The 2,667-nt window shown below is 35.1% G+C and carries 4 protein-coding genes; all 4 read right to left on the bottom strand.

The window, feature by feature from the left end; genetic code table 11:
- Positions 1–200: 200 nt before the first annotated feature.
- The 4 genes from F598_RS0114100 to F598_RS0114085 all read right to left on the bottom strand — a co-directional run bounded on the left by F598_RS0114100 (position 201) and on the right by F598_RS0114085 (position 2,515).
- On the bottom strand, positions 201–779 hold the full coding sequence (locus tag F598_RS0114100) for a hypothetical protein (RefSeq protein WP_019039720.1): 579 nt from the start codon (positions 777–779) through the stop codon (positions 201–203).
- A 180-nt stretch (positions 780–959) separates the two neighbouring features.
- Positions 960–1,661, bottom strand: a complete 702-nt coding sequence (locus F598_RS0114095; protein WP_019039719.1) for a glycohydrolase toxin TNT-related protein — start codon at positions 1,659–1,661, stop codon at positions 960–962.
- A 196-nt stretch (positions 1,662–1,857) separates the two neighbouring features.
- A complete protein-coding gene (locus F598_RS0114090; RefSeq protein WP_019039718.1) occupies positions 1,858–2,094 on the bottom strand; it encodes a hypothetical protein in 237 nt (78 codons plus the stop codon).
- Positions 2,087–2,515, bottom strand: a complete 429-nt coding sequence (locus F598_RS0114085) for a hypothetical protein (protein WP_019039717.1) — start codon at positions 2,513–2,515, stop codon at positions 2,087–2,089. The genes F598_RS0114090 and F598_RS0114085 overlap by 8 nt, the downstream gene beginning before the upstream one ends.
- Between the last annotated feature and the right edge of the window lie 152 nt (positions 2,516–2,667).

Below are 2,667 nucleotides of genomic sequence, written 5' to 3'. Positions count from 1 at the left end.
TCCGAGTGCAAATCTTTTTTCGTTATCATTTTCAGGAAGGCAGAAATATTTCATTTAGGAAATTGGTTTTTGGTGTGCTTAAATGCAGTACAACGATTGACAATATGGCATGTGGCGGTTTGACGGCTACTTCACTATCCATCGTTACAAAATTTGATGCCGGAAAGAATGCTTCAAATCACTGCTTTCCCCGCCATTTGCTATATTGTGTGTTGTACGCTGGCTTTTTTCATCCAGTCCTTTTTTAGAAATTCATTAATTTTCGAATATATCAATTCGTAAGGAGCCTTTTCTTCATTCTTAAGCTTCCAATTAAAATATTCATCAGTTTCAATTTCAATTCGTAGATTTTTGTCAAAGTCATTAACAATCAATTTAGCTGAAGCTTTGGTTTCAAAAATAAAAAAACTCCACGGGTCAGCATATAAAATCCAACTATCATTTGGGTTCGTTTCAAGTTGGCTTTTTGACATCGGAATCTTATCATTCATAAAAGTTAAGGCAGGAATTAATTCATTCGGTAATTTCTTAATCAAACCACGTGTCACATTCTTGATTTCATTTTGAAGTTCTGTTGCCATTTCAAAAGCTTTTGAGTAATACATTGCCCATCTATGATTACGACTTTCAATTACTAAATGTATCGCAATATCTATTAATCCATCTGTGTCAATATTTTTTGTCACATCTTGAATGACAGAGATTAAGTCCTTAAAATTATTCAAATATTCACCTTGATATTTATATTCATAAATTCTTGACAACATTTCTCTTTTCATGCTTTTGTATCTATATGTGCAGTGTGATTCTTAGCTTGCGTACAACGGTCTCGGCTATGAACAGTTGAGGGTTTTACGCCCTAACTTTTCAGTTTAGCACAGAAGTTTGTTTTATGTTTATAGTTTCGTTTTATCACTTTCACCCCAATTGTTTATAGCCGTTGTTGGGCGTAGTATTTTTTATTCTAATTCAGTTTTTCTTATAATATGAATGCCTCCAACACTATATGCTAAACTAATCGGTATCGGTTTTTCATTCAAATAAAAACTTCCATTTTTGAATGGAGTCAACCTTTCTTCTATCAAGAAGAAATAATTTTCTGTGTCGGTTAGAATATCCAAATTATCATTTGTTAATTCTATTTGTTCAATATAATCTACTTTTCCAAGTTTGTTCAATTCTGGTATTGTAACTTTTTCTCCATTCATCTCACAAACGTGTTTTTCTCCAAGTCCTGGCATTCCAAACCAAGGCATTGCTTGTCCAACTTGTACTGAAATATTTGAAGTAACACCATCAAATAAAAAGTACTTGACTTTAAAAGTCTCAAAATTTGGAGGAAGAGATTTTTTTGGAAATGGTTCTTCGGCTTTCCAAAAAAACATTACTTTGTTTTGCCATTCTTGGTCATTTCTTTCTGTACAAATTAAATTATCTGTCCAATAATGCGTATAAAGTTGACCTGTTCGCAGCAAAATGGTTGATTTTTGAATTCTCTCTTTTTGTTCGTCAGTTAAGTCTCTTGAAATTTTATAGCCAATATTGTCACCCGCTGAAACGAATTTGTCTCCTTTTTTTAATTCAACAGTTTCTGTCTCGTTTTTATTTCCCGAATCATTTTCTGCTTTTTTCTTTCCAAAAAGTTTGTCAAGAATTCCCATACTTTATTTTTAAGTGAGTTTGTTTTTATTCTTTCTCGGTCGGTTTTGTCATATTACGCACAACGGTTTGCATATGGCTTGTGGCGGTTTCGAAGCACTTACCTGTCCACTGAAATCAAAGCTGGCTACAGAGCGAAAGCCTTGCTAGCAGCAGTTCACCCGCCATAAGCTATATGCGTTGTTGTGGTGCGTTTTTTTATTCTTTTTCATCGCGAACTGATTCTCTCGCTTTCTTTACAATCTCTTGATAGTCCGCTTGAAATGGTTCACTCAATTTCTTTTCTAAAATACATTCTACGTCCCATAGAACTCTTTGCTCTGATTGGTCTTCAAACCTGCTTAATTCGTCAATCTCATTAAATCTCCCTAGAAATTCGAAAAGAACGATTGCTTCTTTTCTTGTCAGTTCAATATTTACGTTCTTATCAGACATCTTTTAGTTCGATTTCAAGGTCGTTGAAGTAGAGAATGAAAATCAAGTAGTTTTCGAATGGTATTTCAGTTTTACTCTTCTCTTTCAAGAAGTCAAAGCTTTCAATTCCGTCCTTTATTAACTCGCTGTCGGTCGGTAGTTTTTCAAATTGACTTAAGCATTCTTCTTTGGTCCGCTGACAGTAGTCTTTCCAATTTTCTCCTGATTTTCTTTCTGTCGTGACGTATTTGTGCCAATAAAGTTCGCAAGTTCCGTCTGGAAGTTTGAATTGAACTTGTCCGCCAATAATTCCAAGTCCGACTTCAACGGCTTTGTCAACTACTTCTTTAAAGTCAGTTCGTTTCCAACCATATTCTTGTCCGCTCACAATTGCCTTTTGTAAGATTTCAGTCGGCAGATATTTTTCTTCGGTTTCTGTCATTTTCAAATGCACCACAACGTTCGTGTGTATGGCTGCGTTGCGAGCAAACTGGCTCACATCTTTCAGCCGTGGCTGAAAGATAGCACATTGCGTGGAATTTTCGGTAGAAAATTCAGTCGCAATGAGCTATACACTCTGTTGTAGGTAGATTT

Source organism: Psychroflexus tropicus DSM 15496, assembly GCF_000378765.1.
In the GTDB taxonomy this organism is placed as follows: Bacteria; Bacteroidota; Bacteroidia; order Flavobacteriales; family Flavobacteriaceae; genus Psychroflexus; species Psychroflexus tropicus.
Note: the sequence above shows the minus strand (reverse complement) of the source record. Positions and strands in the feature narration are given on the sequence as shown.

Excerpts from the sequence above, each read along its gene's own strand:
- F598_RS0114100 (WP_019039720.1), bottom strand. The coding sequence starts at position 779 with ATGAAAAGAGAAATGTTGTCAAGAATTTATGAATATAAATATCAAGGT.
- F598_RS0114095 (WP_019039719.1), bottom strand. The coding sequence starts at position 1,661 with ATGGGAATTCTTGACAAACTTTTTGGAAAGAAAAAAGCAGAAAATGAT.
- F598_RS0114090 (WP_019039718.1), bottom strand. The coding sequence starts at position 2,094 with ATGTCTGATAAGAACGTAAATATTGAACTGACAAGAAAAGAAGCAATC.
- F598_RS0114085 (WP_019039717.1), bottom strand. The coding sequence starts at position 2,515 with ATGACAGAAACCGAAGAAAAATATCTGCCGACTGAAATCTTACAAAAG.